This window comes from Ornithinibacillus sp. FSL M8-0202, from assembly GCF_037975285.1.
GTDB classification, from domain to species: domain Bacteria; phylum Bacillota; class Bacilli; order Bacillales; family Amphibacillaceae; genus Ornithinibacillus; species Ornithinibacillus massiliensis.
On the sequence record NZ_CP150248.1, the window covers coordinates 366,804 to 393,033 of the forward strand.

Here is a 26,230-nt window from a genome sequence, read left to right on the forward strand (position 1 = left end):
TTCTTTCAACGCCATAGCATGCGCCCTCGACGATTTTCATCCTATTATTAACCTCATCTTTTTCTATATTTTAATTCAAGTATGATGTGTCTTCAGTTTTAATACATAATTTCAAAAGCAAAAAGAGCAAAACCCTTTTTTATAAAGATTTTGCTCTTTCTTATATTACGCTTGATCTTCTTTTGTAGGCCCCATTACACCAGGCACTTTCAATCCAGCTTGTCTCAAGAGTACAGTCATTTGACCACGGTGATGTGTTTGATGATCAATCATGGAACGCAATAATGCTCCTCTAGGAACTTGACTTCCAAAGCTCTCAACTGTTTCAAGTAATTGTTCATCCGTTAAAGCCGCTACACTTTCTTTAACATCTGCTGCTGACTTTTTATAGGCAGTTACGATTTCTGCTGCAGTTGTTGGGACATCATTTGGTCCCCCTACTGGCTCAACTTGTAATCCAATTTGTCCACCGAAAAACCCAAGAGCTGTTGCAAGATGCCAGCCTAACCAACCTAACGTATTATGGCCCTCCACAATTGCTTGATTTAACTTATCATCTGTTAGTGCTTCAAGAACGTTCACAGTTCCATTGACTGCTTGATCCCAATCAAGCAGAAAATCTTCTTTTGTTCGATACATCATTTCCACTCCTTTCAAATACATACACTATTATTTTAACGTTTTTTACGATTAATTACATGGGACATGCATATAAATATAACAGAGTTTCAAGAAAGGAGTTTCATTATGAAAACAAAGTTAGCTTTATTCGGTGCCCTAATGGTCATTATATTGGCTGCAATATTAGATTCTCCGCCAACTTCTAATGAACAAACCATCTATTATGAAATGCAAGAAGATGAATCAGTAGATGCAGATACACAGCCTACTGAACGTAGTGCCTCAAGTTCATTTGAATTTATGCTTGAAGATATGAATGAAAGGAATGGAAAAATAATAGAGACTTACCGTGAATACGAAGTTCATAAAGATACTGAAGGTAATATAATAAGTCGTATTCCAACTGATAACTACCAGTACTTACAATATGATAAGATTAATAGACCGGGTGATTAGCCCGGTCCTTGTTTGTTATTTGATAAGCTATTTAATGTTTATCTACAATTACATTAATTATCAAAAACACTAGCTTACTTTTCCTAACAACCTTTGTATTATTCTACCTTGAAACATAACCAGCGGCTTTATAGCCTTTAATGCATCTTCTTTTTGCATAGTATCAGGTGTTATTATGGCTATATTCTTTACATTTTTTGAGAGCTTTCCAAGATAATTTGCTAAAAAATACCTACTATTATTAATTAAATACGGGAAGCCTTCTATTGTCACGTCCTCATTCCATTTTTTATGCTTCTTACCTAACTTAAGAATTTGATTTTCATTTGAATCATCCTAATAATATTTTTTGAAATCTCAAAAATCCTCTCGTATAGTTACTAATCACCTACGTTATCTTGATAAAATTCATCAATTTGCTCTTGTACTTCATTATAATTATTCTCAATTTCTTCCATCCAGTCTTTATAGGACGTTTCTCGTATCTCATTGTATAATGTAAATCGTTCTGTTCGTTTCTGATGAACATACTCCCCAGCTTCTTTTGTTATGAATTCATCTTGTGACAAAATAAACAATACCTGTCTTAGAGCATCTTCTTCATCAAAATTCTTAGCCCACCAATTATTAGAATAATTCATTATATCAACTCTCTGCTCAACCCTTTGGTCAAAAACATCCTTCTTGACTCCTCGTTTCCATTCATCCCACATTTCTATTATTTTCCTAGCTTGGTCAAACGCTTCATTGAGCTGATCTTCATCCCCTGCATTAGCGTAAATTCCACCACCAGCTTCTGCTATTTCGCGTAAATGACTTTGGCCCTCGATATCTACATTAAAGCCGATTACATTAACGATAGATTGAATATTAGATTCTGCAAGTTCTTTTGCAGCACCAGCTGGGTCTCCTCCACAAGTTTCAGCACCATCACTGACAATGTAAACAAGATTGGTATTCGTTTCTCCTGGAAAGTTAGCGAAATCCTCTTTTGCCTGTTCTAAGCTTAAACCAATAGGCGTCCATCCAGTTGGGATAAACGGATCTATTACACTATTAAATTCGGTAGCATTGATTGGTTGGATTTCATAAACTAACTCACTAACTTCACAAGACTGTTCTGGGGTTTTACCAGTCCTTGCACCCTCATGTCCATAGACTCGAAGACCAACATTCGCTTCATTTGGTAGACTAGAGGTAAATTCGCGAATCGAATCCTTCGCAATATCCATCATCGATTTCCCATTGATTTCATTTGCCATACTTCCACTGACATCCAGAACAACTAAAACATTTATTTGATCTTTAAACTGAAACTGTTCATCCTCTAATCCTGGATGACCAAAGTTGTCAAACTTCATTTTTGTAATTATTTGGTTCGGATCCTCATAATCCTCTGCAAAAAGATAGCGATAGGCTCGCCACCATTTGTCTAGGTATACTTCATCGACATTCTCCTGAATAGGTGGTAGGAGTTCTTTAACTTTATCTGCCATTTCTCTATCGGTTAACCTTGGTTCTTTACCCGACTGTGAACCATTCCCTGCAAGAGGACCTGTTGGATAGTTAATAATCTCTTCTAGATTAGTAGGTTCTTCAGGTGCGATTTCTATAATATCAGATAGATTATTAGTAGGTTCTTCAACTAGATCATTTCTATCTTCGTCTCTTTCCTTTTGTGTATCCAATTTCTCTTTCTCAACTTTTTTGTTATTATCATTCTCTACTTCAGTTTTTACTTCTTCGTTTTTCTGTTCTGAGCACGCTTGAATTAAAATGACTAAAGAAAAGACAAGTATAGTTAACACTATCTTCCGGTATTTATTTTGCAGCATTGTATTAGCTCCTTCCTATATCCCTATATAGTAGGCTCTATCTGGACAAACATTTGTATAAATGGTATTTCAACACCCAAATCAATATTAGATATAACATCATTCAGACTTGGTATAAAACCAGCTTTACCAATGTTCAATTCTGCCATTGTTAGTACTTCAGAACAATTATCATATACTATTATTCATCACCGACATTATCTTGATAAACTTCATCAATTTGTATCTGGATTTCTCTATAATTTTCCTCTAACTCATCCATCAATTCTGGGAACGAATTTTTATCTATTTCTCTATATAAATTCCATCTTTCTGTTCTTTTTTCGCTAAAGAAACTGTGAGCATTACTAGTTATGAAATCCTCTTGTCGTAGAACACTCAAAACATCTCGTAAACTAACTTCTTCATCAGCGTTCTTCTGCATCCAATTACTTGAAAATTTCAAAAGGTCAATCGTTTGATCCTTTTTTTGTTCCATAACATCTTTCTTTGCCCCAGTCTTCCATTCCTTCCACATCTCAACCATTCTCTTTGCCTGTTCAAAGACCTCATTTAATTGTTCCTCATCCCCTGCATTCGTATAAATTCCACCACCAGCCTCTGCTATTTCGCGTAAATGACTTTGGCCCTCAATATCTACATTAAAGCCGATTACGTTAACGATAGATTGAATATCAGATTCAGCAAGTTCTTTTGCTGCACCAGCTGGGTCTCCTCCACAAGTTTCAGCACCATCACTTACGATGTATACAAAATTGGTATTCGTTTCTCCTGGAAAGTTAGCGAAATCCTCTTTTGCCTGTTCTAAGCTTAAACCAATAGGCGTCCATCCAGTTGGGATAAAAGGATCTATTACACTATTAAATTCGGAAGCATTGATTGGTTGGATTTCATAAACTAACTCACTAACTTCACAAGACTGTTCTGGGGTTTTACCAGTTCGTGCGCCTTCATGACCATAGACTCGAAGACCAACATTTGCTTCATTTGGTAGACTAGAGGTAAATTCGCGAATCGAATCCTTCGCAATATCCATCATCGATTTTCCATTGATTTCATTTGCCATACTTCCACTAACATCAAGAATTACTAGTACATTTAACTGCTCTTTGAAGGTAAACTGTTCATCCTCTAATCCTGGATGACCAAAGTTATCAAACTTCATTTTTGTAATGAGTTGTCTCGGATCTTGATAATCCTCTGCAAAAAGATAGCGATAGGCTCGCCACCATTTGTCTAAGTATTCTTCACTGACATCTTCTTTAATAGGCGGGAGGACTTCTTTAACATAATCTGCCATTTGCTCAGCACTTAGTAATGGTTCTTTTCCGGTATGCAATCCATTCCCTGCAAGAGGACCTGTTGGATAGTTAATAATTTCTTCTAGATTAGTTGGTTCTTCAGGTGCGATTTCAAGTAAATCTTCGGGGTTATTTGTTGGTTCTTCTGCTAGGTCAACATCATCTCTTTCATTTTTATCTTCTGGTACATTTTCTTGTACATCAACCACTTCTTCACTCACATCATTTTTCACTTCATCCCTATTCTCTGTATCGTTTGAATCATGAGAACAAGCTTGAATAGAAACCAAAGAGAAAAATAGAACCAAAACGAATATGACGTTACGGTGTTTTATGTATAACAACCTATTAACTCCCTCCTAGAATATGAAAAGTTATCGAATCATCCAGTTTTTATTGGCAAGACTCTATGCGTTTAAAATCATATATTATAAATAGTACTAAATTTCACACCATAAAAAATCAAAATTTCAAAAAATAGTAACTATTACCCATTTAGACTCTTTTATTTCTTCGATTTAATGGAGAACATCAAGAAAAAATATGCTGGTAGGGTACAATATTACTACCCCACCAGCATAGCTTCCATACTTTATATACTCCAGAACACTGCAATCGCTCCTTCTCCTGCATGAACAGCTAGAGATGAACTTACTTCACCAATAACAACTTCCATATCTGGAAATTGTAAAAGGATTTCTTTGCGTAGTGCTTCAGCTTTTTCAGGAGCGTTGGCATTTGCAATACCGATTTTTCTCACAGCATGCTCCTTACAAGATGCCCTTATTAAATCTATCATTCTACGCGTAGCTTTTTTCTCAGAACGAATTCGTTCCACCACCCCTAGTTCTCCCTTTTCCCCGATAGCCAAAATTGGTTTAATCTTAAGCAGATTTCCTAGCACAAATTGCGTACTGGATAATCTTCCTCCTTTAAATAGCTGTTCTAATGTATCTAACAGAATTAGATTCTTATGCTGATTTGCCATCTGATCCAACTGTTGAACCATTTCTTCTACATCGGTACCATGCTTGACAAGCTCTATAGCTTTTTCGATTAGGAAGGTTATAGCAAAAGAGAGTGATCCCGAATCAATGATTTTAACTTGTAATCCTACTTGCTCCATTCCCGCCTTCGAGCTCGAAATAGTTCCACTTAATTTTGACGATACATGAATAGCGATAACATGTTCATATTCTTCTTTTAAATGCTTATATAACTGCTTAAATTTCTCCACATTGGGCTGGGATGTTTTAGGGACTTCCTTTTCTGTCCGAATCATTTCATATAACTGTGCACTCGATAGGTCAATACCATCCTCGTACTCCTTCCCATTTGAAATAATCACAATTGGGACAACATACACATCTGGATGTGCCATTAGCTCCTCTGTTAAAAAAGCCGTACTATCCGTTACAAAAGCAATTTTACGTTTACTCATGACTCTCCCTCTCCATTTCACCTATACTTATTAAAATAATAATACAGTTAAGAACAAATTATACCAAGTATTAATATCAGGTAATAATTTTATTTTTCATTATTTACCCCTATCACTTTTTGATTATGACCCTTATAATAAAAAAGAATGTACCTAGGAAGGATAAGGTGTTACCGAATATGAGTTTACTAACAGTTAAAAATTTAAGTCATGGCTTTGGTGATCGTGCGATACTCGAAAATGTATCATTCCGGTTATTACAAGGTGAACATATTGGATTGATCGGAGCAAATGGTGAAGGAAAGTCTACTTTCATGAATATAATTACCGGAAAACTACAACCAGATGCTGGAACGATAACTTGGGCTAAGCATGTCCGAGTAGGTTATTTAGACCAGCATGCTGTATTAAAGCAAGGTTTGTCTATACGGGATGTATTACGAACCGCTTTTCAGTATTTATATGATATGGAAGAAGAAATGAATCAGCTTTTTGCCAAAATGGGAGAAGCATCACCTGAAGAGCTAGAAAAATTATTAGAAGAAACCGGTCGTATGCAGGATTCGCTGACGAATAATGACTTCTATACAATTGACGCAAAGGTTGAAGAAGTTGCGAACGGACTAGGGTTGAATGACTTTGGACTAGACCGTGATGTCCATGATTTGAGTGGTGGTCAGCGTACGAAAGTATTATTAGCTAAGCTACTCCTAGAAAAACCTGAAATTCTACTTCTCGATGAGCCGACAAACTATCTTGATGTCGAACATATAGAATGGTTAAAAACGTATTTACAGAATTACGACAATGCCTTTATACTCATTTCTCACGATATTCCTTTTCTAAACAGCGTCGTGAACTTGATTTATCATATGGAAAATTTAGAGCTAACTCGTTACCCTGGGGACTACGATGAATTCCTACGATTACATGATTTGAAGAAACAGCAACAGTTAGCAGCCTATAAGAAACAACAAAAAGAAATTGCCCATTTAAAAGACTTTGTTGCTCGTAATAAGGCAAATGCAGCAACGACGAGGATGGCACAATCTCGCCAGAAGAAATTAGATAAAATGGACGTTATCGAACTCGACGCTGAAAAGCCAAAACCTGAGTTTCAATTTAAAGAAGCACGTACACCAAGTAAATACTTATTCGAGACAAAGGATCTCGTTATCGGTTATGGTGAACCATTATCTCGTCCATTAAACTTATCCATGGAACGTGGACAAAAGATAGCCCTTTATGGAGCAAATGGAATAGGGAAAACCACCCTGTTAAGAAGTCTATTAGGAGAAATTCCTCCTGTATCAGGTGACGTTGAACGCGGAGAGAATTTGCATATCGGCTATTTTGAGCAAGAAATCAAAACAACAAATTCCAATACTTGTATTGAAGAAGTATGGGATGAATTCCCTCACTTTACCCAATACGAAGTTCGTGCAGCACTTGCAAAATGTGGATTAACAACGAAACATATCGAGAGTAAGGTGCAAGTATTAAGTGGTGGAGAAAAGGCGAAGGTACGGTTATGTAAATTAATGAATCGCGAGACAAATATACTAGTACTAGATGAGCCAACTAACCACTTAGATCATGATGCAAAAGTCGAGTTGAAACGAGCACTAAAGGAATATAAAGGAAGTGTTCTCCTTATTTCCCACGAACCTGAATTTTATGATGGTTTGGTAACAGATATTTGGAATTGTGAAGATTGGACAACAAAAGTATTTTAAGTATTTCATGCAAAAAGAATGCCCTAGCAATATGGCATTCTTTTTTTGTATTCATGGAAGCCATTGATATGTCTTTAAATCTATTTCATTAAAGCTCCCTAACGCTACTCCTTCTGCTTCTAATTTCAGAATCTGTTCATAATAGGATACTTCATCCTTTATTACTATTTTACCTTCTGCATTCACCACACGATGCCAAGGAAGCTCGTATTTTTTACTCATAGAATGTAAAATACGAACAACCTGACGAGCAGCTCTAGGACTACCAGCTAATCTAGCAATCTGGCCATAAGTCATTACTTTCCCCTCTGGTATTTGCTTTATCATTTTTATTACGTTCTCTGTAAATGGTGTCATCATTATCCTCCAGCATATGCTTCCTAATGGAATATCAAGGTATTATTTATATTAGTTCAAATTATCTGCCCGATATACTCTCTCCCGTATATTAGCTGTTTTTTTGTCTTCTAAAGTAATCCTCTGCTAGTATCCCCATTATGATTTCGTCAGAATATGCTTCATTATAAAATAGCGAATCCCTTAATACGCCCTCCACTTGAAAGCCTACCTTCTCATAAGCCTTTATCCCGCGCTTATTATGCGAATAGACCTCTAGTTGCAGTCGGTTTAACTTTAACTCTTTAAACGTAAAAGCTAATGCAAGTTCCACTGCCTCCGTACCATAACCCTTATTAAAATACTTCTTATCATGCAGTGCAATTCGAAAACCAGCTTTTCTATTCATTTCGTCGATGTCTAATATAGTTAAATCACCGATGATACCATCAGCAACAACTAAACAAATGGCAAAATCATAACGAGAATCATCTTCTGATATTCGGTCTATATGATCATTTAATTGCTCCATAGTAAACGTATTTCTCGTTCCAGTCATATAACGAATTTCTTCATCATGAACTGCATTCAAAATGCTTATGTTATCTTCTTTTGTTAAAGGTCTTATATATACCGATTTACCTTGATAATACATGGTTGTCTCCCTTCCCCATGAGTTTTTTATTTATTTGGTTTTGCCCATATTAAAGAAACCATGCCAGACCAGTATTGTTCGATGTGTTTGACTTCTAGTTTAGATGTCTCCATAATCTTCAGAATATCTCGATCGCAATGACAACCTGAAACCCTTCTATAAAGTGGATCAACCACCTTTTGTGTCATAGACAACAATCGATTGGAACTTAACCCGTGTTCTAAAAACAATACAGCGCCATCTTCCTGACACCAATCATTATACTTATTTAAGGTTTTCACTGGATCTGGATAACTACAGAGTGTCAAAGTCGAAACAATACTATCAAAAGAATTGGATGGCAAAGTAAGTGTATCAACATCCTGATGAATAAAATGCACATGTAACTGATTGATTCTAGCTTGTTGCTCCGCACTTTTAATCATCTCTTTACTAAAATCCACTCCGATAATCTCACTGACCTTTTGTTTGTTATAATATGGAAAATTAGCTCCTACACCTACTCCGACTTCTAACACGTTACCATAAGCTGACTTAATAAGTTTCTCCCGCCATCCTGCAACAGTTGGATTATTACGATTATTTTCATACATGGAAACCTGACTGTCATACTTTTTTATTAATTTTTCCTTCTTCATATATAACTCCTCATAAGTTCGTCATGGGAAGTATTAACTTATGGTGTCTATTCATAAAGTAATCGTAACATAAGAAGGAGATTAAGATAATGTTAAGCTTCTTAATCTCCTTTTATATTACACCTTATTCTTCCTCACTTCTGTCCCATTCCCAATTCCAGAATGAAACTTCATCTACTGCTAGATCACTAATCATTGGTTCTTCTTGAAGTTTTAAGATTTCCTTTGTTGGACCCGTGATGACAGCACCGTAATGTTCGATTCCATGCTCTTTTAAATACTGTATTCTATCATCTAGATTTAACGGTTCAAAGGTCAGCTTATTAGCCTTGCTTTCATATTTAGATAGAAATGCTAATGTCTTCATAAATTGCGTATGAAGCTGTTCGTAATCCCCTGATTCATATTCTGGAGAATAATATGATTCAGAGATAACCTTACTACCGAATAGACCTTTTTCTTCCTCCCTAGAATCTAAAATCATATCGTTATCATGCCAAATCGGAAAATCGGGAAAGCCAATTGGCTCGAAAATATTACCGGCATATCTTGATTCGCCTTCTTGCCCCGTATAAACGGCAAACCAGATAATATCTAGATTTCTCCCATTAAATAATTGGAATACGTCATTTGTAGTTAATAGCTCAGAAAAAGACACATATGCAGATACAACCGTTCCTTCGGGTAATTGTTCTAATTGGTTCCAATCAGCCATTTCGCTTTCAAATCCTGGAAGAATAAATCCTGGTTGCTCTTTTTTCATTCTCCCGTAGTAATCTTCCATTGGGAATCCCATCATAGAGAACAAGAAGTTAACCTTCATTTCGCCAACGACTAATGTTTCATCCCCAACCCTCTTGTTTAACTCTCTACTAGCTTCCATAGAAAAGAATGGTTTTGTATTTGTACTTGTTCCTCCATAATAACCATATGGATTTGTGACTGTTAATGTATAATCAATTATATTTCGAAAGGTATCGACTCGGTCTGGTTTTCCCCATGAATAATAAACAGCTGTTAGGATAGTCGATAAAATCGTAACAAAGAAGAGAATACTGATTACCATAATAGCAGTCTGAAACCTAGCTTTCCATTTACTTCGTCTCAGTATCTTTATTTGCTTTTCATCATTCATAGGATTAACTTTTCGGTCTTTATCCTCTTTTTCGTCTATGAACTCATAATATTTTTCTAATTTTTCTAACTCCTGTTCGACCTTTTCCTTTTCCGCTTCTGAGAGTTCTCCTTTTTCATAGGCATCTAATTTCTTCTTAAAATCATCTTTCATCCGATTGTTCCCTCCTCTGTCTTACATATTGCCTGCCGCGAAATAACAAAACCTTAAAATACGATTGTTTAACACCCATTACACTCGATGCTTCAGCTTGAGTAAGCCCATGCACATCATGCAATAATACAGCATATCTTTGTTTTTCTGGTAAATCATTGAGTAAATATATGATTTCTTGAACCTCTTCTTTTTTAACTACATCTTCTTCAAACAAATTCTTCTTATCTATAAAAGTAGTGAAGAAAGTATCTTCTTTTATCATCATCTTTTTATGCTTACGGTAGTAATCAATAAAAACATGATGTGCAATTGTAAATAGCCAAGACTTAACACTCTCCCCCTTATAATTCTCGATATATAGATGGGCTCTAATAAACGTTTCTTGAACTAGGTCTTCTGCTGTATGATGGTTTCGACTAAGCATTAGGAGGAAACGATAAATATCAAGAAAATATGTATGATAAATGTAATCCAGATTATCTTTCATAGCTCCCCCTTTCACTTATGTAACGATTAAGAAGCAAATTGGTAACAGGAATTTCAAAGTTTTTATCTTTTAACATATTCATTAGAGCGAATATACCCCAAAAAACAAGATACCCTATTAAAGGTTATCTTGTTCGTAATCAAGTAATATCTATTGTATATACGTTGTTAAAACAACCCGAGCTGCTTAGGTGCTAACCCTTCGTATTCTATTCCAAGCATATGTTGAAATTCTTTGGCATTACTTGCAGCATCCCCGCCAGAATTATTGTTAAATAATACGATAATGTCCTTCGTAGCCTTCGAGATTTCCAAGACTCGATTCTTCCAATCTAATAATTCTTTCTCATTATATTTATATAAATAGCGAACATCACGCCAATTTGTATCCGCGTTTTTCGGTTTAGTCCAGCCATGAAAATTCCGTCCATGCATACGAATCAATGTAACGTCAGATGTGGTCGCTACAGGTACAATAGGAATTGATCCAACACCTGCTTGCGGTTCGTCCGCAATCGAATGAATCCAGCCATTCTGTTTCATAAAGGTTAATGTGCTCTCACGATACTTATCGTAAAACCAAGATTGATTTCGAAATTCTAGGGCGACCGGAATCTCCCCCATCATTTTCTTACAATATCTTAAGTAGTTTACATTTTCCCTATTACAGTCAAACCACGGTGGAAACTGAAATAGCACCATCGCTAATTTATTGGCCTCTTGAAAAGGCGTCAAGGAATCCATAAAGGCTTGAAACATATTCTCTTTATTTTCAAACGGAATCTCCTTCCGTTGATGTCCGGTCATTCCTTGATAAGCTTTGACAACAAAACGAAAAGTATCTGGAGTATCCTTCACCCACTTTAATGCATTACGTACAGGTTGTATTGCATAAAAGGAGGCATCTAATTCAACCACTGGGAAGTGACTACTGTACTCGGCTAATTTATCTCTTGGTCTAATATCATCAGTATATAATAAATCATGATCACCCCAACCAGTTAGTCCGATATAAATCATACCGATTCCTCCTATGTGATAATAAACTAATAGGTTACATTATCCTCTATACTATCATATACCACTACTATATCGTAACCACATATTCTGCTAGATAGTATGGTAGGAAGGTAGTAACAAACCATAAATAAATAGCAGAGCCAGTCCTGTCCATGTGGAGGAATCCACGTGCATATAAAAAGAAGCATATGAAGAATTAGCATTTTAGCTAATCCCCCCTATGCTTCTTGTAAACATAACCTTCCTGACTACTTTTTTAATACCTTATATAAGGCAGAATATTCTACCAGCTAGATTTTTTCACACCTGGCACTTGTCCTTTATGAGCATATTCACGGAAAGCAATTCTTGACATTCCAAACTTGCGCATATACCCTCTCGGACGACCAGTTATAGCGCAACGGTTATTAAGTCTTGTAGGCGAGGAATCACGCGGTAGTTTACGAAGCGCTTCATAATCTCCCTTCTCCTTTAACTCTCTTCTTATTTCAGCATACTTTTCTACCATTCTTTGTTGTTTCATCGCTTTTGCTACTTTTGATTTTTTAGCCATTCTAATTTATTCTCCTCACTATTATGTTTATACTGTTTGGATATTCCATTGAAACGGATCTGGTAGCTTACTCCAGTCACTATCCATTTCCTCTGGCATTAATAAACAGTTATCCAATTCTTTCGTAATATATTCTTTATCTAAATCAAGTCCAATAAAGACTAACTGTGTCTTTCGATCACCAAATTCCAAATCCCATGTTTCCATAACTTCTGGGTTTTCTTGTAAAAGGGCTTCTCTTCTACTAGGAGGAAGTGCCGCTACCCAGTATGCAAGTGGCTCAATGTTTGCAGATAACCCTGCTTGTGAAAGTAGAACAGAAAAATCATTTCTTGTTGCTAACCACATCAATCCTTTTGCCCGTACGATATTTTCAGGCATTGTCTCGATAAACCTTAATAGACGTACCGAATGAAAGGGTAGCCTGCGTTCATAGACAAATGAAGCAATCCCATACTCCTCCGTTTCCGGCACATGCCCTTGAGGTCCATTAGTCAGCTCTTTTAGCCACCCTGCAGAACTACTTACTTTCTCAAATTCAAAAGAGTTCGTATGAAGAATTTCTTTAGGATCTACTACTCCATGTGTCGTTCTAATGAACTTCGCTTCTGGCTGTAATTTTCTTAGAACTTGTTCTAGTTTCTCTAAATCAGCTTCATCCACTAGATCACACTTATTTAAAACTAGCACATCACAAAATTCAATTTGGTCAATTAATAAATCAGCTATTTCACGTTCATCCTCATCCGAAATCGCTTCTTTCCGATCTAACAAACTTTCACCTGATCCAAAGTCATGCCAGAAACGGCTAGCATCGACTACTGTAACCATCGTATCTAATTGACAATATTTGTTAAGGTCTATCCCTAATTGATCATCCAAATATGAAAATGTCTGGGCAACAGGTATAGGCTCACTAATCCCTGTTGATTCAATTAGGATGTAATCAAACCTACCATCCTTCGCTAACTTTTCTACTTCAATTAATAAATCTTCTCGTAGTGTACAACATATGCACCCATTGGACATTTCGACCAATTGCTCATCCACTCTAGATAATGTTCCTTCATTCTCCACAAGTCCTGCATCAATATTTATTTCACTCATGTCATTTACAATAACTGCTACCTTCATCCCATCTCTATTGTGTAAAACATGATTTAATAAGGTTGTTTTCCCTGCCCCTAAGTATCCACTTAATACGGTAACTGGTATCTTCTTTGTCATATACATTCTCCATTTCAATTTTTTAATCGTAACCATTACGATTTACTACCTAAAAAAATATCCTTCAGCTTGAAGGGTGAAATTCTCATCTATACAATAACGAAATCCTTTCTTGAGCTCTTCTTCATCTAATTTTGTTCCAATAAATATTAGTTCACTTTTTCGCGGTTCATCTGGTTTCCATTTCCGATCTTCTGTACTAGCAAATAGCATGTGAACTCCTTGAAAAACAACTCGATTATCAATATCCTTTACATTTAATATTCCTTTGTATCGATAAAGCGACTCTCCTTTCATTTGAACAAGGTAAGTAAACCATTTATTGACACGGTCGAGGAACAATGGTTTGTCTGACTTTAGAATAATAGAATGTACATTGTCATCATGGTGGTGATGATGAGATTCTGTAAGTAAGTTCGATTGAATCTTCAGCTTCGCACTTAAATTAAATGATTGAACGCCTATTAGCTTATTAATGGGTACTTCACTATTTGTCGTAGTGATTACTTCCGCTGTCATGTTCATCTTTTTAATCCGAAGTTTTAAATCTGCTAATTCGTCCTGAGAAACCAAATCCACTTTATTCATAATGATTAAATCCGCAAAAGCAATTTGTTCCTGGACAATTTCCTGCTCTAAATGTAGGGGCAAATGCTTCGAATCTACAACCGTACAGACACTGTCTATGTCAAACCAATATGCCATTACTTCATCCATTAGAAAGGTTTGAATAACAGGTGCTGGGTCTGCTAGTCCAGTTGTCTCAATAATAATTCGACTTAAATGGATTTCCCTTTTGGCCATTTTAACGATTAAATTTTTCAGAACCTTAATCAAATCTCCACGTACATTACAACAAATACATCCTTTGTTGATTTCTATTATTTCCTCGTGTGTCCTTATGACAAGCTCTGAGTCAATTCCAGTATCACCGTATTCATTAATAATAACTGCTGCATGTCGATTTCGCTCATCACTTAATAATCGATTTAACAGCGTTGTTTTCCCAGCACCTAAAAATCCAGTTAAAATGGTGACAGGAATTTTATGTTGTTTGAGCATATTACACCTCCTAAATGTCACAAAAGCTCTGCTGGATTGAATTTGGATTATGTAGATAAGTCCTCACCACTGTAAGTTAACTGACTTGGTAACAATGCGTTACTACTACATCCAATAGCAGAATTTCATTCCGGGTATGGCTTTATTATTTTTCAAAAAGATTTGGCTAGAAATCATAGCCTTAGATAAATCGTAACCATTACGATTTACATGTTATCTATTTATGCAGAAATCGTCAAGTAGTATCATTATTTTTCTGTAAATAAACATGTTTAATTAATCGTTAAACTAAAAAAAGAGCTAGGAATAATCCTAACTCTTCCATAATTTATACATACGTTACACACAGTAAATTAGCACACAAAAGAAATGACAAATCGTACCGGCAAGCACGAAGAGATGCCAGACCATATGATGATATTTAAATGCTCGCCACATATAGAATACCGTTCCAATGGTGTAACATAATCCACCAATAACGAGCAATACAACCCCTGCATAGGCCAAATTTTCAACAATTCGATTCCATCCTAATACTACCATCCACCCCATTAACAAATATAATAACGTGGAAGTAAATAGGAACTTCTTAACAAAGTAAGCTTTAAATACAATTCCTGCTATTGCTAGGCCCCAAATAATTCCAAACATTGACCAGCCTAGAGAACCTTTAATCACTAGCAATGTAAATGGAGTATATGTTCCAGCAATAAATAAGTAAATAGATGAATGATCAAATATCTCGAATAAATCTTTTGCTTTACCAGGCGGTAGTGCATGCACTAATGTAGAAGATGTGTACAATATCACCATTGTTGCACCAAAGATCGTAAAGCTAACTACATGTAAAGCCGTTCCATTCAATGCAGCGAATACGATAAGTAATACTAACCCAGCAATACTAAGTACAACCCCTATGCCATGTGTTATCGCATTAGCGATTTCTTCACCCTTCGAAAAGGTATGTGTTTCTGCCAATCCCATCATCCTTTACTTCATTATGATTCGTTAACATTAATCCAGTATGACTAAATAAAACAATTTTAATAACTCTTCGTACTGCAAAACTGTTATTCCTTATACTTCATTATAACATGAAGTTACATTTCTTCTGGAGCTTTTATTCCCAATAAACGTAAACCTTCTTTTAAAATTATGTTAACGGCATACACTAAAGAAAGCCTTGCTTGTTTATATGGCTCATCTAATATTTTGACAACCGCGTAATACTTATTAAAGGATTTGGCGATATCTAGTAGGATTTTTGCAATTTGTGATGGATCATAATCATCCAATGCTCTCGTAATGGTTTGTGGAAAATCCATTAGTAGCTTAATAATCGGCCATGCTTCAGGATCAATAAACGTACTCCCATCATCCGATTGCTCTACATACTTCCCTTTCCTCAATAAAGATGCTGTGCGTGCATGTGTATATTGAACATAGGGTCCTGTCTCCCCTTCAAAACGCAGCATATCTTCTAATGAGAACTCAATATCATGTAAACGGAAGTTCTTTAAATCATGGAATATAATCGCCCCTACCCCGACTTGTTTCGCTACCTCTTCTTTATTAGATAAATTAGGATTCTTTTCTTCAATATTACGTAAAGCTAATTGTATCGCTTCTTCAATAACCTCTTCTAATAATACCAGTTTCCCTTTTCTGGTAGACATTTTCTTTCCTTCTTTTAATATCATACCAAATGGAATATGTGCCATTCCTTTTTGCCAGTCATATCCCATTTTTTCTAGTACTGCAAATAGCTGTTTGAAGTGTAATGTTTGTTCATAACCGACTACATATAACGACTTTGTAAACTGGTAAGTCTCCTGACGATAGATAGCTGCCGCTAGATCACGGGTAGCATATAATGTCGTTCCATCACGTTTTTTAATAAGGCTAGGAGGGAACCCTTCTAATTCCACTACATAAGCACCTTGTGACTCTACTAATAAACCTTTAGCGGATAATTGCTTGACTACTTTCTCCATTTTATCATTATAGAATGCTTCTCCAGCAAAGGAATCAAATGATATTCCTAGTTGATTGTATATTTTCATAAATTCATTTAGTGACTCATCTCGGAACCATCGCCATAATTGAATGGTTTCCTCATCCCCATGCTCCAGTTTCTTAAATGCAGCTCGACCTAAATCATTTAAGGAAGGGTCCTTCTCCGCCTCTTGATGAAATTTCACATATAGTGCTAGCAATTCTTTTATCGGACTTTTTCGAACCTCCTCTTCTATTCCCCATTTCGTATAAGCTACGATTAGCTTACCAAATTGTGTTCCCCAGTCACCAAGATGATTGAGACGAATAACCTGATATCCACTTTTCTCCGCAATAAGAGATAATGCATTCCCAATAACCGTTGATCTCAAGTGTCCCATTGAAAATGGTTTAGCAATATTTGGCGAAGAAAAATCAATCGTGATCGTTTTATTGTTTCCAATCATTTCATCACCATAATGATTTTTCTTTTCTAGAATTGATTGGATAGTCTGTGATGCTACCTTTTCCTTCTGTAAAAAGACATTAATATAACCACCGACTGATTCTACTTTTTCAAATAAAGGTGCATCAATCTTTCCTGCTAGTTCTGCTGAAATGAGGCTCGGAGATTTTCCGTAATGCTTGGCTAGCTCAAAACATGGGAAAGCAAAGTCTCCATGGGACTCATACTTCGGTTTCTCAATCATCTTCAAAACCGTTTCATACGGCATTATTCCCTCTACTAATTTGGTTACTTGTTCTGCAAACACTTGTTTAAAAATCATGTCTTTTCCCTCCTAAATAAAAAAGCCCTCGCCTCTTATGAATTTTAAGAGGCGAGAGCTATTATGATCCCGCGGTACCACTCCATTTGTTTTTAACATCATTAAAAACCACTCAAGTATTGTTAACGAGGTTCTCCCCCGGCCATCCCTACTATTATTTCAGGTAAGCATCTCCAAAGTCCGGTTCATTGTCTGTACAAGCACTAGGCTCCCACCAAACCCTAGCTCGCTAAGCCTCACAAACAACTACTCTCTTTTTCATCGATTTTCACTAATAATTGAAAACAGTATAACAGATTAAGCGAATCATTGTCACGAACATTTTGTCTATTGCAAAACTCGAAATTACCTTACTAATTTTGATAGCAATAATAATGGCACTATAGTATAATTTTACCATAACTTAATGATAGAAAGGATTTGTCAATGAAAAAAATTAACACACTAATTCATTATTTAGATGAGCATAGTAAAGAAAACACGAATTATTTTACATACGCGAGTGTAATTAATAAGATAATCGATTATCTAACCGAGCGTAAAGGTGACGGTTTTATGCTTTATAATACGGATTCTGAGAGATTTGCCGATTCTAGTGATGTTATTCAAGAAATCCTCCATAACCATCCTAATGATATTGAAATCATTGCACATATTTATGATTCTGTTGGATTATCTGACCTCGTTATGAAGGAAAGAGGCAAACATACAGTCAGGTACTCTACATTAAATAATATTTTTTACTTTTCACAATTTGAAGTTGCATTTGTAACCATTCCAATCTACACATTCCATCATCAATATAATGAGAATTTATTATTTGCCAAAAGTGATGATCAAATTCTAGAATTTGTTTCTTATTTTGAAAATATGGAAAAGAATTATATGTTAAATGGAATTACGATTTATACCGATACAGAAGATGGCCTTATCCGTTCTAAGGAAAAGATTACACATCAAATTAATCGAGAGGATGTTTTATTAGAGGAGAGTCTTAAAGCCGATATATTCCGCTCCATTGATGAATTTTTCCACAATAGTGGCCAATTCTTTAAACAATATAACATACCTTATAAAAGAGGCATTTTATTATATGGTAGTCCAGGAAATGGAAAGACTACTCTAGTGAAGTCTATTGCTGGAAGTGTGTCAGCTCCAATCGTGTATTGGCAAATTACCGAATACACCTCGAGTTATTCCATAAGAGAAATTTTCTCTAAAGTGTTAAGGCTTGCACCTATGGTTCTCGTAATTGAGGATATCGATTCTATGCCAACTGAAGCTCGATCGGTCTTTTTGAATACATTAGATGGCGCAACGACTAAGGAAGGGATATTTTTAATCGGAACCACTAACTACCCTGAAAAAATAGACCCTGCATTAATTAATCGTGCAGGACGGTTCGACCGGGCATATGAAATAAAGCAACCAGATGAGGTACTAAGAAGAGAGTACATTGTAAATAAAAAAGGAATTGGCGAATTTCTTACTAATTCCGCTATCGAAGAATTAGTACAAAAGACAAAAGGTCTGTCTATTTCACAATTGAATGAAATTTATATGTCGATTGCCTTAGAATCGCATTATAATAAACACGTAAACATTGATAAAATAATCAATGATTTACAAGAAAATACTAGAAAAGCTCAAAAACAAGATTGGATATCAGAACCAAGCACAGGCCGAGTTGGTTTTTAGTAGGAAGGATAAAAGCTTCCTACTTTTTTTATTTCTTATTTGTATTATTTCCTATATAATTTACTTACTACTATATTAGGAGTGATAACATGGGTAAGTCAAAAGCATTAAAAAAACGCGAAAAACAAATTCGCGAAGGAAGACTCAATCCAGAAATTAACCGCAGCCCTTTTGTGCATCTAGATTTAAGAACAAGAAAAACAAAGACAAAAAAAGACTACTTATACCGCACCAAACACAAGAACCGAAATCCAAAGCAATGGGAAAACGGTTCTTTTTATTTTGTTTTAAGTACTTTTTATAGAAGGATGTGAATCCATATAAGGAAAAAAAGAGCCATGCCTGTATATAAGTGAAAAAATCTAAGTTGAATAGTTGGTTTAAACAAGCGTAACCATCCAGTTAAAACTTGAATTGCCAAGATAGCAAGTGCGATCAAACCGACAACCATTTTAGTATGCTGTAATGAAAATCCGTAACGAGAAATAACCAAGAAGGCGTGGATTGATAACAGACCAAAAGCAATATTTCCTGTCCATCGATGAATTGTGACGACTCGTTTAGAAATATTCGCTAGCCATATTTTTGTCCTTCTACTTTGGACATTTCGAATCGTTTGAAATACAGCATGTCTTGTCCAATTATAGAGAATAAGAATAGCCCCTATTATTCCGAACCAAATATGTATCCCTATATTAGGGTATGAATAGTGGCCAAGTACCTTCCATACCACCACCATTAAAAATATGCTATTTACTAAAAACCATTTACTCACGATATATTTTCCTTCCTTAGAAAAAACTCATAGACCTCTATTAGCATAGCAAACTTTGTCCCCATCTTGCATAACTAACGAACACCGTCACCATTTTGAAACAACTGTAATGTTCCTCCCTTCTATTGGTAAACATACCACTTTCTAGAAACATTACACATTAGGTAAATAATCCCACTAGTGTCGCAATACCTTTTCCCTTCTAACTTTAACCATTCATAAATACGATTACCATTTTTTACTACTGATAAATAATGTTACATCTAGTAATCTCGTAGATAGCCAATACAACTAGGAGGTTCACATGATGAATAAACTGAAAAAGCTTCTAATTACAGCGACTTTATCGCTTTCTATAATAGCAGTTCCTACACTAGCTGGTGCTGCTCCTTACACGGTACAAAAAGGAGACTCCTTTTGGTCTATTGCCCAAAAATATGGTACCACTGTAGCCAATCTGCAAATAGCAAACAATCAATCTGGTAATCCATTATTCATTGGCGACACCATCCAAGTCCCGGCTACAATATCTCAAGCTGACAAAGAACTGATGGCCAAGCTAGTTCATGCAGAGGCAAAGGGTGAGCCATATGCAGGAAAAGTAGCCGTAGCAACTGTTATTTTGAACCGTGTAGACCATCAAGAATTTCCAAACTCAATAAGAGAAGTAATTTATGATTGCTCTGCTGGCGGACATTATGCATTTACCCCTGTTCAAAACGGTCAGATTAACACAAGCTACACATCAGAAGACATGAAAGCAGTAAATGAAGCTATTGCATTCCGTGGACAAGGTAATGGTTCCATTTATTTTTACAACCCTAAAACATCTACCAGTAATTGGATTACAACCCGCGAAACTACGATTACGATAGGTAACCACCGTTTTGCAAAATAAACAAAATCAGGTATTCTGTGATTTCTTTCTTCACAAATACCTGATTTTATTATACTGACAAGCCACTACTATATTTCCATCTAGATCCTTCCATACAACGTAATGACCACGTGCCCTATCCGTTAGCTATTTTTTACCCCATCCAATTGGGAACTTTTCTAATTGTGGTTTCATACCGAGCTCCTTTGCTGCTGCCACAATAAATTCTTTTCTGAAATAATAACTACGATGATAAACAATCGTATCATTTTCTATTTCATGATATTGAATGTCATGAATAAAGGGCCCATTATCATCCTCTACAATCTTTACAATAACCCGTTTTCCCCATAACCAATGCTCCTCTGCTCTGTATGGTGGTAAACCATGTAGCATCGAACCTTTTCGCATCGTATCCTTATTGAACTCTTGAAAACCTAAGGATGCTTCGTGATGCAAATCATCACTTACTAAGTTAAACATTGCTTCTAAGTCACCGTTATTTAAGGCATTAATATAGGCGCTAATAACAGGATTATTTTTCTTAACTTGATTTTTATTAATTTCATCTCCTTTTGTCGAAAAATCTTCCTTCCTTATTCTAGCTTCCATTCTTCTAATAGCGGAGTATATAGCACCCTTTGTTGTCTTGACAATACTAGCAACTTCTTCCGCTTTAAATTGAAATACTTTTACAAGTAAAAATACCGCAACCTGTCTAGGAGTAAATAAGTTTACTAAATAATGTAATGCGGCCTCTATCTCTAGATTATCCGAAAATTCTTCGGTTGGATCTGCTACATCCTCCAATGTCCCGACAATCCGCTTTTCTCTACGACATTGATCTATCCACGTATTAGTTGCTATCCTAAATAAATAGGATTTAGGATTTTCTGGATGCCACACCTGATAAAATCCACCAAATGCTTTAATCAATGTCTCCTGAAATAAATCCTCTCCATCCCAAGGAGAGCCTGTTATATACCGGCAATAATTCCATAAATCCTCCCGAAAGCTAATAATAAGTTCACTAAATTCCTCTCTTAATTCTCTTGATTTTTTCGTAAATTGTAATGTTCGTTCTTCTATTGAAGACATCTCATCCCCCCTATTTATTATTTCAACGAATAACAAGCAAAAAATTATACTAGGCGAACCAAAAAAATTTACATACTTATAAAATAATTCAATAGTCTCCCATACCATTAGGATGATACTGCAAAAAAGATGCCTGTCACATCTCATATTCATGCTGAACATGGGATATGACAGGCATCCTTTTTCTAAACGACCTTTAAGCCCGTAACACCGATGATAATCGCCAGTAAGCTTACGATTCGTATCAAGCTTTTAGATTCGCCAAAGAAAAGCATATTCATTAAAACGACGCCACCCGTTCCAACACCAGTCCAAGTTGCATAAGCAATACTGGTAGGAAGATAATTAAAAGAAGCATAAATGAATGCGAAAGAGAGACCAAGACCACCTGCATAAAGAACTGCATTGGCGACATTTCTTTTTTGACTGAATCGATTTAATCCCCAAACACCAATTAACTCATTCACTGCAGCTAATATAATATATATCCAACCCATTATTCTAGCACTCCCTTCGTATCGTTTTTATCATCCGATAATTTTAAGCCTATGACCCCTGCAATAATGAGTAGAATAAAGAAGACTTTCGACATACTAATCTGTTCCTCAAAGATGAAAATGTCCATCAAAAATGTTCCAACCGTCCCAAATCCTGCAAAAATTGCATAAACCGTACCTGTGGGTAGTTCCTCACAAGCTTTTGCCAAAAAGTGTAAATCTAATAATATAAATGCAACAATCAATGTCCAATGCCACCAAGTGGATGCCGTATTAAATCCATAAATCCAAACCAACTCAGCTAAGCTCGTTAATCCAACATAAATCCAAGATTTATTCATTTTAACACTCTCCATCATCCCGTGACTGACATTCAGTCATTTTTCTTTAAAAGAAAATTTCCTTCATAAAAGGAAATAATCTATAAGCTTTCCATTACCATCAACTAGCATCATACTTCATTGGCGTCATGTTGGCATTTAATTGTTCTGTTCAACCTTTACTCCTAGACCATACATAGAAAACTCCCACACTTCTTTTTTCTTAATTGCTTCCATATCCTTATCCCCATGAGAATAAAGAAATGTTTGCTCAGCAGCAGATTCGATAAGATCGATAAGTAATACCGCCGTTTGGTCCGGATCTAAATTTTGACGTAAGATTCCTGCCTCTTTTGCTTCTCCAAGAAATCTACTCATCCAGGAATAGTACTGTGAATATAGTGCTTCCCACTCTTGTAGATAGTCCGTCGAAGCTAAACCAGCATATACGAGTGCGAATATTTGTCGATATTCTTTCGTAACAGAAAAGGCAACATCAATTACATCTTTCATTTGCACAGAGAAAGGATCATTTTTATTTACCTTTTTAATAATTTCACTCAGCGTTTTTTCCACCATAACTTCTGCAATAGATGGGACAACAGATAATTTGGAAGAAAAATAAATGTAGAAAGTACCTTGGGCAATACCGGCTTTTTTAACAATATCAGATACTTTGGTTTTTTCTAATCCTTTTTCTGTAAAAACGTCCATTGCTGCATGTATAATTCGCTCTTTCTTATTATCCATTGACTTCCTCCACAAAAATGACTGATTGTCATTCATTATACAGTAATTTTCAAAAAAGTCAATACGAGTAGCGTGTAAAGGGCGATTTTTCGTTTGACAAACTTTTTAAATCGGAATGTGTTATTTTAAATTTCCGTTACAGTCATTAACTATTATATGGATATAAGTATAAATATGCTCTATCGAATCACAATAACATTAACTTCAACTAAGGAGTTCAAACATGGTATTTATCATTACTTCTATCATTATTGCACTAGGAATATTCATTCTCATGCCTAAAAAAATATCCTATATCGAAATGTATACGGCATCATTGTTTTCTATCGTTTTTCAATTATTAACTGATATCTTGTTGGAATTCAACTATAACTTATATGGTTATTTTAATGAGGGGGTAGAATATCGTACATTATGGATTGTTTTTGGTATATATCCTTTATTTACGATAATATTCCTTAATTACTTTCCATATGATAAACGGAAAAGCGTAAAAGTGAGTTATATCGTAGCATGGACGATTTTTGCACTTGTATACGAATATATAAGTGTACAAGTAGGAGCGTTTTATTATAATTCATGGAAGCTCCTGTATTCTGCGCTAACCTATCCTATTGTATATTTGGTTATCTATTATAATTTTATCATTATTCGTAAATTATTACTGTTATATAAGGAGAAAAATGTATAAATGCTAAAGGCTCCGGATGTAGGTTAAATTTCTCCATTAGGATAGTATTGGACCCGCTCACGGAATCCACTAGCTAACTAAAACTAATTATCGCCCTCGATCTTGTTACACGGCGAACCACACCAAATATATCCGGAGCACCTTAGAATGATAAACTTACTAGTACAGATGATTTATTGCTTGGAACACCCAACCAACGAATTTATATACTTTTCTCTCCCTGTACACCATTAATAGAATAACTAACCGTAATTTCTGCACTTAAGGAATGAGACACCGAACAATATTTATCTTTTGATAATTCTATTGCTCTAATTACTTTATCCTCAGGGAGATCACCTTCCAATGAATAGTGAATATTTACTTTAGTAAATTTTTTCGGATGCTCCTCTGCACGGTCTCCCGTAACATTCATTTGAAAGGATGTTGGATTTAATCGCATTTTATTCAAAATAGAAATAATATCAATTCCGGTACACCCGGCAACAGCGCTTAATAATAATTCGGTTGGCCTTGGACCTTTATTTTCTCCACCAACCGTTTCTGCAGCATCCATTTGAATCTCGTGACCAGATGGAGCAAAGCCTGTAAAGGACATTTTATCATTCCATTTAATGTTCATTTTCATAGTAAACCCTCCATTAATTAAAATACCTTCTAACTTAGTTTGCCTAGTTTATACTATATTTACAACCATTTTGATTGTACCAATTTCTCAGATGGAGGATTAACCATGGAAGAAAAAATATGGTCACTACTGAAACAGCTAGAAGAAGAGCACCAAATAAAAACCATCTATGCATGCGAAGGAGGAAGTCGTGCATGGGGAATAGAGTCAGATATGAGTGATTATGATGTCCGCTTTATATACGTCCATCCAACCAACTACTACTTAAGTATTGACCCAATTGGAAAGAAACGTGATGTCATGGAGGAAAAAGTACATAATATAGAATTGAGTGGTTGGGAACTTACAAAGGCATTAAGACTGATTCGCAAATCAAACCCTACTCTCTACGAATGGATATATTCCCCAATTCGTTATATTCAATTTTATCCCACCATTAATCGTATTAGAGATATTTTACCTTTAACTTTTAATCCAAAATCTTGTATTCTACATTACGTTAATATGGCAAGAAAAAATTATTCTAAAGCAAACAAAGAAACCGAAGTGAATGTAAAGAACCTTTTGAATATAGTACGCCCCATACTTGCCATAAAATGGATAGAAACGTATCAAGTCTTCCCTCCTGTTAACTTTCAACAACTAGTTGATGAGTTCATTATAGAGGATGATATAAAATTCCCGATTCAGACATTAATAAACAGTAAAAGGCAAGGCAATTTAGATGAAACGTTGCAAACTACGGCTATCCTACAATTCACACAAAATGAAATGAGCCGAATAGAATCAACAAAAGCATCTTTAAATGTTAATCGTATTGATGTAACCGAGCGATTAAACCAAATTTTCCGAGATACATTAAACGAACTGGAATATATATAATATTGTTCAGTATGAAAGCTAAACTACTTTCTTCTTTTCAAACTTCATCCTTTTCTATTAAGATAAATGAATAAGGTTATGATCAAGCAAATTACCCTGGATGAATATACCGATAAAAAGGAGAATAAATAGATGCAGACACTTCAATATGAGTCAGCGTGGAACAAAACAATTTCTCAACAGGACAGAACCTTAGTTGAGGAAACCTTTAAAAAAGCAGCATTGACAGCCGATCCAATTCAGTTTACACCATTAAGAATTGATTGGAATTATAAAAGAGAATTACTTGTCATCGTAATTGTGCATAATACTACAGAATCCGATTATACCTTTAATCAAGAAAAGCTATCCCTAAAGCTACAAGATAGAACATTAGGGGAGCATACGTTTACTACACCTAATTTGCTAGTGAAAGCTAAAACCAGTATGCCATGGACATTTATATTTCCCGTCGGTAGTTATCAAGAAAACAGTAACATTAAGGACGGAAGATTAGAAATAACTCGGTAAAAACAAAAACGCTTTTTCCTAATGAAAGGAAAGAATAGGAATCCAGTCCTTCCATTAGGAAAA

Annotated in this window: 30 protein-coding genes and 1 other annotated feature; of the genes, 8 read left to right on the top strand and 22 right to left on the bottom strand. The window is 35.5% G+C overall.

Annotated features, from left to right (window positions below; translation table 11 throughout):
• Nucleotides 1-165: 165 nt before the first annotated feature.
• Nucleotides 166-639 (bottom strand): DinB family protein, encoded by a 474-nt coding sequence (locus tag MKY78_RS01820; RefSeq protein ID WP_186870037.1) that lies wholly within the window; start codon nucleotides 637-639, stop codon nucleotides 166-168.
• Between the two features lie 108 nt (nucleotides 640-747).
• Between MKY78_RS01820 and MKY78_RS01825 the strand changes: the two genes are divergently transcribed.
• A complete protein-coding gene (locus MKY78_RS01825) occupies nucleotides 748-1,077 on the top strand; it encodes a hypothetical protein (RefSeq protein ID WP_339215744.1) in 330 nt (109 codons plus the stop codon).
• 69 nt (nucleotides 1,078-1,146) lie between these two features.
• Here the strand turns inward: MKY78_RS01825 and MKY78_RS01830 are convergent, their stop codons facing one another.
• The 4 genes from MKY78_RS01830 to MKY78_RS01845 all read right to left on the bottom strand — a co-directional run bounded on the left by MKY78_RS01830 (nucleotide 1,147) and on the right by MKY78_RS01845 (nucleotide 5,654).
• On the bottom strand, nucleotides 1,147-1,350 hold the full coding sequence (locus tag MKY78_RS01830) for a hypothetical protein (protein ID WP_339215745.1): 204 nt from the start codon (nucleotides 1,348-1,350) through the stop codon (nucleotides 1,147-1,149).
• Between the two features lie 107 nt (nucleotides 1,351-1,457).
• Nucleotides 1,458-2,912, bottom strand: coding sequence for a VWA domain-containing protein (locus MKY78_RS01835; RefSeq protein ID WP_339215746.1), 1,455 nt, complete (start codon nucleotides 2,910-2,912; stop codon nucleotides 1,458-1,460).
• Between the two features lie 181 nt (nucleotides 2,913-3,093).
• Nucleotides 3,094-4,557: a VWA domain-containing protein gene (locus MKY78_RS01840; protein WP_339215748.1), complete on the bottom strand. Its 1,464-nt coding sequence runs from the start codon at nucleotides 4,555-4,557 to the stop codon at nucleotides 3,094-3,096.
• A 248-nt stretch (nucleotides 4,558-4,805) separates the two neighbouring features.
• Nucleotides 4,806-5,654 (bottom strand): DegV family protein, encoded by an 849-nt coding sequence (locus tag MKY78_RS01845; protein ID WP_339215750.1) that lies wholly within the window; start codon nucleotides 5,652-5,654, stop codon nucleotides 4,806-4,808.
• A 179-nt stretch (nucleotides 5,655-5,833) separates the two neighbouring features.
• Between MKY78_RS01845 and MKY78_RS01850 the strand changes: the two genes are divergently transcribed.
• Nucleotides 5,834-7,390 (top strand): ABC-F family ATP-binding cassette domain-containing protein, encoded by a 1,557-nt coding sequence (locus MKY78_RS01850; RefSeq protein WP_339215751.1) that lies wholly within the window; start codon nucleotides 5,834-5,836, stop codon nucleotides 7,388-7,390.
• Between the two features lie 51 nt (nucleotides 7,391-7,441).
• On the opposite strand, the gene MKY78_RS01855 is transcribed toward MKY78_RS01850, so the two are convergent.
• The 11 genes from MKY78_RS01855 to argS form a co-directional block, all read right to left on the bottom strand.
• Nucleotides 7,442-7,747, bottom strand: a complete 306-nt coding sequence (locus MKY78_RS01855; RefSeq protein ID WP_339215753.1) for an MGMT family protein — start codon at nucleotides 7,745-7,747, stop codon at nucleotides 7,442-7,444.
• Nucleotides 7,748-7,838: 91 nt separating this feature from the next.
• Nucleotides 7,839-8,381 carry a GNAT family protein gene (locus tag MKY78_RS01860; RefSeq protein ID WP_339215755.1) on the bottom strand — a complete coding sequence of 181 codons (543 nt, stop codon included), beginning with the start codon at nucleotides 8,379-8,381 and terminating at the stop codon, nucleotides 7,839-7,841.
• Nucleotides 8,382-8,407: 26 nt separating this feature from the next.
• A complete protein-coding gene (locus tag MKY78_RS01865) occupies nucleotides 8,408-9,019 on the bottom strand; it encodes a class I SAM-dependent methyltransferase (RefSeq protein WP_339215757.1) in 612 nt (203 codons plus the stop codon).
• 124 nt (nucleotides 9,020-9,143) lie between these two features.
• On the bottom strand, nucleotides 9,144-10,307 hold the full coding sequence (locus MKY78_RS01870) for an anti-sigma factor (RefSeq protein ID WP_339215759.1): 1,164 nt from the start codon (nucleotides 10,305-10,307) through the stop codon (nucleotides 9,144-9,146).
• The gene (locus MKY78_RS01875; RefSeq protein ID WP_339215760.1) at nucleotides 10,297-10,797 is read right to left on the bottom strand and encodes a sigma-70 family RNA polymerase sigma factor; all 501 of its coding nucleotides are present in this window, start codon (nucleotides 10,795-10,797) and stop codon (nucleotides 10,297-10,299) included. The genes MKY78_RS01870 and MKY78_RS01875 overlap by 11 nt, the downstream gene beginning before the upstream one ends.
• A gap of 167 nt (nucleotides 10,798-10,964) precedes the next feature.
• Nucleotides 10,965-11,816 carry a DUF72 domain-containing protein gene (locus MKY78_RS01880; RefSeq protein WP_339215762.1) on the bottom strand — a complete coding sequence of 284 codons (852 nt, stop codon included), beginning with the start codon at nucleotides 11,814-11,816 and terminating at the stop codon, nucleotides 10,965-10,967.
• Between the two features lie 283 nt (nucleotides 11,817-12,099).
• Nucleotides 12,100-12,369, bottom strand: coding sequence for a 30S ribosomal protein S14 (gene rpsN, locus MKY78_RS01885; RefSeq protein WP_339215763.1), 270 nt, complete (start codon nucleotides 12,367-12,369; stop codon nucleotides 12,100-12,102).
• Nucleotides 12,370-12,396: 27 nt separating this feature from the next.
• Complete coding sequence (locus MKY78_RS01890) at nucleotides 12,397-13,596, bottom strand: GTP-binding protein (RefSeq protein WP_339215765.1); 1,200 nt, start codon at nucleotides 13,594-13,596, stop codon at nucleotides 12,397-12,399.
• Between the two features lie 45 nt (nucleotides 13,597-13,641).
• Entirely contained in the window at nucleotides 13,642-14,658 is a 1,017-nt protein-coding gene (locus tag MKY78_RS01895) for a GTP-binding protein (RefSeq protein ID WP_339215767.1), read from the bottom strand.
• A gap of 339 nt (nucleotides 14,659-14,997) precedes the next feature.
• Entirely contained in the window at nucleotides 14,998-15,636 is a 639-nt protein-coding gene (locus MKY78_RS01900) for a hemolysin III family protein (protein ID WP_339215769.1), read from the bottom strand.
• 122 nt (nucleotides 15,637-15,758) lie between these two features.
• Complete coding sequence (gene argS, locus MKY78_RS01905; RefSeq protein WP_339215771.1) at nucleotides 15,759-17,441, bottom strand: arginine--tRNA ligase; 1,683 nt, start codon at nucleotides 17,439-17,441, stop codon at nucleotides 15,759-15,761.
• A gap of 44 nt (nucleotides 17,442-17,485) precedes the next feature.
• Nucleotides 17,486-17,712: a binding site (T-box leader), on the bottom strand.
• A gap of 155 nt (nucleotides 17,713-17,867) precedes the next feature.
• On the opposite strand from argS, the gene MKY78_RS01910 reads away from it, so the two are divergent.
• On the top strand, nucleotides 17,868-19,139 hold the full coding sequence (locus tag MKY78_RS01910; RefSeq protein ID WP_339215773.1) for an ATP-binding protein: 1,272 nt from the start codon (nucleotides 17,868-17,870) through the stop codon (nucleotides 19,137-19,139).
• A gap of 89 nt (nucleotides 19,140-19,228) precedes the next feature.
• Nucleotides 19,229-19,453 (top strand): hypothetical protein, encoded by a 225-nt coding sequence (locus MKY78_RS01915; RefSeq protein ID WP_339215775.1) that lies wholly within the window; start codon nucleotides 19,229-19,231, stop codon nucleotides 19,451-19,453.
• Here MKY78_RS01915 and MKY78_RS01920 read toward each other — a convergent pair.
• Nucleotides 19,438-19,914, bottom strand: a complete 477-nt coding sequence (locus tag MKY78_RS01920) for a hypothetical protein (protein ID WP_339215777.1) — start codon at nucleotides 19,912-19,914, stop codon at nucleotides 19,438-19,440. The genes MKY78_RS01915 and MKY78_RS01920 overlap by 16 nt on opposite strands.
• Nucleotides 19,915-20,221: 307 nt before the next feature.
• Between MKY78_RS01920 and MKY78_RS01925 the strand changes: the two genes are divergently transcribed.
• Nucleotides 20,222-20,812, top strand: a complete 591-nt coding sequence (locus MKY78_RS01925) for a cell wall hydrolase (protein WP_339215778.1) — start codon at nucleotides 20,222-20,224, stop codon at nucleotides 20,810-20,812.
• A gap of 126 nt (nucleotides 20,813-20,938) precedes the next feature.
• On the opposite strand, the gene MKY78_RS01930 is transcribed toward MKY78_RS01925, so the two are convergent.
• The 4 genes from MKY78_RS01930 to MKY78_RS01945 form a co-directional block, all read right to left on the bottom strand.
• Complete coding sequence (locus tag MKY78_RS01930) at nucleotides 20,939-21,889, bottom strand: RNA polymerase sigma factor (RefSeq protein WP_339215780.1); 951 nt, start codon at nucleotides 21,887-21,889, stop codon at nucleotides 20,939-20,941.
• Between the two features lie 185 nt (nucleotides 21,890-22,074).
• Nucleotides 22,075-22,386 carry an SMR family transporter gene (locus MKY78_RS01935; RefSeq protein WP_211741657.1) on the bottom strand — a complete coding sequence of 104 codons (312 nt, stop codon included), beginning with the start codon at nucleotides 22,384-22,386 and terminating at the stop codon, nucleotides 22,075-22,077.
• Nucleotides 22,386-22,727, bottom strand: coding sequence for an SMR family transporter (locus MKY78_RS01940; RefSeq protein WP_339215781.1), 342 nt, complete (start codon nucleotides 22,725-22,727; stop codon nucleotides 22,386-22,388). Before MKY78_RS01940 ends, MKY78_RS01935 begins: the two co-directional genes overlap by 1 nt.
• Before the next feature lie 138 nt (nucleotides 22,728-22,865).
• Nucleotides 22,866-23,456 (bottom strand): TetR family transcriptional regulator, encoded by a 591-nt coding sequence (locus MKY78_RS01945; protein ID WP_339215783.1) that lies wholly within the window; start codon nucleotides 23,454-23,456, stop codon nucleotides 22,866-22,868.
• Between the two features lie 223 nt (nucleotides 23,457-23,679).
• Between MKY78_RS01945 and MKY78_RS01950 the strand changes: the two genes are divergently transcribed.
• Complete coding sequence (locus MKY78_RS01950; RefSeq protein ID WP_339215785.1) at nucleotides 23,680-24,147, top strand: CBO0543 family protein; 468 nt, start codon at nucleotides 23,680-23,682, stop codon at nucleotides 24,145-24,147.
• 202 nt (nucleotides 24,148-24,349) lie between these two features.
• Here MKY78_RS01950 and MKY78_RS01955 read toward each other — a convergent pair whose 3' ends face one another.
• A complete protein-coding gene (locus tag MKY78_RS01955) occupies nucleotides 24,350-24,775 on the bottom strand; it encodes an OsmC family protein (protein ID WP_339215787.1) in 426 nt (141 codons plus the stop codon).
• Between the two features lie 105 nt (nucleotides 24,776-24,880).
• On the opposite strand from MKY78_RS01955, the gene MKY78_RS01960 reads away from it, so the two are divergent.
• Nucleotides 24,881-25,657 carry a nucleotidyltransferase domain-containing protein gene (locus MKY78_RS01960; protein WP_339215789.1) on the top strand — a complete coding sequence of 259 codons (777 nt, stop codon included), beginning with the start codon at nucleotides 24,881-24,883 and terminating at the stop codon, nucleotides 25,655-25,657.
• A gap of 132 nt (nucleotides 25,658-25,789) precedes the next feature.
• Nucleotides 25,790-26,167: an SLAP domain-containing protein gene (locus MKY78_RS01965; protein WP_339215791.1), complete on the top strand. Its 378-nt coding sequence runs from the start codon at nucleotides 25,790-25,792 to the stop codon at nucleotides 26,165-26,167.
• Nucleotides 26,168-26,230: the final 63 nt, after the last annotated feature.

Coding starts and splice junctions, on each gene's coding strand:
- MKY78_RS01820 (WP_186870037.1), bottom strand. CDS start 639: ATGTATCGAACAAAAGAAGATTTTCTGCTTGATTGGGATCAAGCAGTC.
- MKY78_RS01825 (WP_339215744.1), top strand. CDS start 748: ATGAAAACAAAGTTAGCTTTATTCGGTGCCCTAATGGTCATTATATTG.
- MKY78_RS01835 (WP_339215746.1), bottom strand. CDS start 2,912: ATGCTGCAAAATAAATACCGGAAGATAGTGTTAACTATACTTGTCTTT.
- MKY78_RS01845 (WP_339215750.1), bottom strand. CDS start 5,654: ATGAGTAAACGTAAAATTGCTTTTGTAACGGATAGTACGGCTTTTTTA.
- MKY78_RS01850 (WP_339215751.1), top strand. CDS start 5,834: ATGAGTTTACTAACAGTTAAAAATTTAAGTCATGGCTTTGGTGATCGT.
- MKY78_RS01855 (WP_339215753.1), bottom strand. CDS start 7,747: ATGACACCATTTACAGAGAACGTAATAAAAATGATAAAGCAAATACCA.
- MKY78_RS01860 (WP_339215755.1), bottom strand. CDS start 8,381: ATGTATTATCAAGGTAAATCGGTATATATAAGACCTTTAACAAAAGAA.
- MKY78_RS01865 (WP_339215757.1), bottom strand. CDS start 9,019: ATGAAGAAGGAAAAATTAATAAAAAAGTATGACAGTCAGGTTTCCATG.
- MKY78_RS01870 (WP_339215759.1), bottom strand. CDS start 10,307: ATGAAAGATGATTTTAAGAAGAAATTAGATGCCTATGAAAAAGGAGAA.
- MKY78_RS01875 (WP_339215760.1), bottom strand. CDS start 10,797: ATGAAAGATAATCTGGATTACATTTATCATACATATTTTCTTGATATT.
- MKY78_RS01880 (WP_339215762.1), bottom strand. CDS start 11,816: ATGATTTATATCGGACTAACTGGTTGGGGTGATCATGATTTATTATAT.
- rpsN (WP_339215763.1), bottom strand. CDS start 12,369: ATGGCTAAAAAATCAAAAGTAGCAAAAGCGATGAAACAACAAAGAATG.
- MKY78_RS01890 (WP_339215765.1), bottom strand. CDS start 13,596: ATGACAAAGAAGATACCAGTTACCGTATTAAGTGGATACTTAGGGGCA.
- MKY78_RS01895 (WP_339215767.1), bottom strand. CDS start 14,658: ATGCTCAAACAACATAAAATTCCTGTCACCATTTTAACTGGATTTTTA.
- argS (WP_339215771.1), bottom strand. CDS start 17,441: ATGATTTTTAAACAAGTGTTTGCAGAACAAGTAACCAAATTAGTAGAG.
- MKY78_RS01910 (WP_339215773.1), top strand. CDS start 17,868: ATGAAAAAAATTAACACACTAATTCATTATTTAGATGAGCATAGTAAA.
- MKY78_RS01915 (WP_339215775.1), top strand. CDS start 19,229: ATGGGTAAGTCAAAAGCATTAAAAAAACGCGAAAAACAAATTCGCGAA.
- MKY78_RS01925 (WP_339215778.1), top strand. CDS start 20,222: ATGAATAAACTGAAAAAGCTTCTAATTACAGCGACTTTATCGCTTTCT.
- MKY78_RS01930 (WP_339215780.1), bottom strand. CDS start 21,889: ATGTCTTCAATAGAAGAACGAACATTACAATTTACGAAAAAATCAAGA.
- MKY78_RS01935 (WP_211741657.1), bottom strand. CDS start 22,386: ATGGGTTGGATATATATTATATTAGCTGCAGTGAATGAGTTAATTGGT.
- MKY78_RS01940 (WP_339215781.1), bottom strand. CDS start 22,727: ATGAATAAATCTTGGATTTATGTTGGATTAACGAGCTTAGCTGAGTTG.
- MKY78_RS01945 (WP_339215783.1), bottom strand. CDS start 23,456: ATGGATAATAAGAAAGAGCGAATTATACATGCAGCAATGGACGTTTTT.
- MKY78_RS01950 (WP_339215785.1), top strand. CDS start 23,680: ATGGTATTTATCATTACTTCTATCATTATTGCACTAGGAATATTCATT.
- MKY78_RS01955 (WP_339215787.1), bottom strand. CDS start 24,775: ATGAAAATGAACATTAAATGGAATGATAAAATGTCCTTTACAGGCTTT.
- MKY78_RS01960 (WP_339215789.1), top strand. CDS start 24,881: ATGGAAGAAAAAATATGGTCACTACTGAAACAGCTAGAAGAAGAGCAC.
- MKY78_RS01965 (WP_339215791.1), top strand. CDS start 25,790: ATGCAGACACTTCAATATGAGTCAGCGTGGAACAAAACAATTTCTCAA.